This is a genomic window from Streptomyces monashensis, from assembly GCF_001866665.1.
GTDB classification, from domain to species: Bacteria; Actinomycetota; Actinomycetes; order Streptomycetales; family Streptomycetaceae; genus Streptomyces; species Streptomyces monashensis.
The window spans coordinates 1-594 of the sequence record NZ_MLYO01000188.1 but is presented as its reverse complement, the minus strand read 5'-3'; the positions used below and the strand labels follow the sequence as shown (position 1 = coordinate 594).

The following is a 594-nucleotide window of genomic DNA, read 5'->3' as shown; positions in this document are numbered from 1 at the left end:
GCGGCCTTGCGCAGGGCGTCGACGCGGTCGGTGCGCTCCCAGGTGAAGTCGGGCAGCTCGCGGCCGAAGTGGCCGTAGGCCGCCGTCTGGGAGTAGATCGGGCGGAGCAGGTCGAGGTCGCGGATGATCGCGGCCGGACGCAGGTCGAAGACGGCGTCGATGGCCTTCTCGATCTTCTCGGTCTCGACCTTGTGGGTGCCGAAGGTCTCGACGAACAGACCGACCGGCTCGGCCTTGCCGATCGCGTAGGCGACCTGGACCTCGCAACGGGAGGCCAGACCCGCCGCCACCACGTTCTTGGCGACCCAGCGCATCGCGTACGCCGCCGAGCGGTCCACCTTGGACGGGTCCTTGCCCGAGAAGGCGCCGCCGCCGTGCCGGGCCATGCCGCCGTACGTGTCGATGATGATCTTGCGGCCGGTCAGGCCGGCGTCACCCATCGGACCGCCGATCTCGAAACGGCCGGTCGGGTTCACCAGCAGGCGGTAGTTCTCCGTGTCGAGCTTGATGCCGTCCTCCAGCAGCGCCTTCAGCTCCGGCTCCACGACGAACTCACGGATGTCGGGCGCCAGCAGCGACTCCAGGTCGATGTCG

1 protein-coding gene is annotated in these 594 nt (G+C 69.2%); it reads right to left on the bottom strand.

Annotation, left to right across the window (positions count from 1 at the left end; translation table 11 throughout):
* Positions 1-594 (bottom strand): methionine adenosyltransferase domain-containing protein (locus BIV23_RS45210; protein ID WP_177240273.1); only part of this gene is annotated, 594 nt, incomplete at both ends.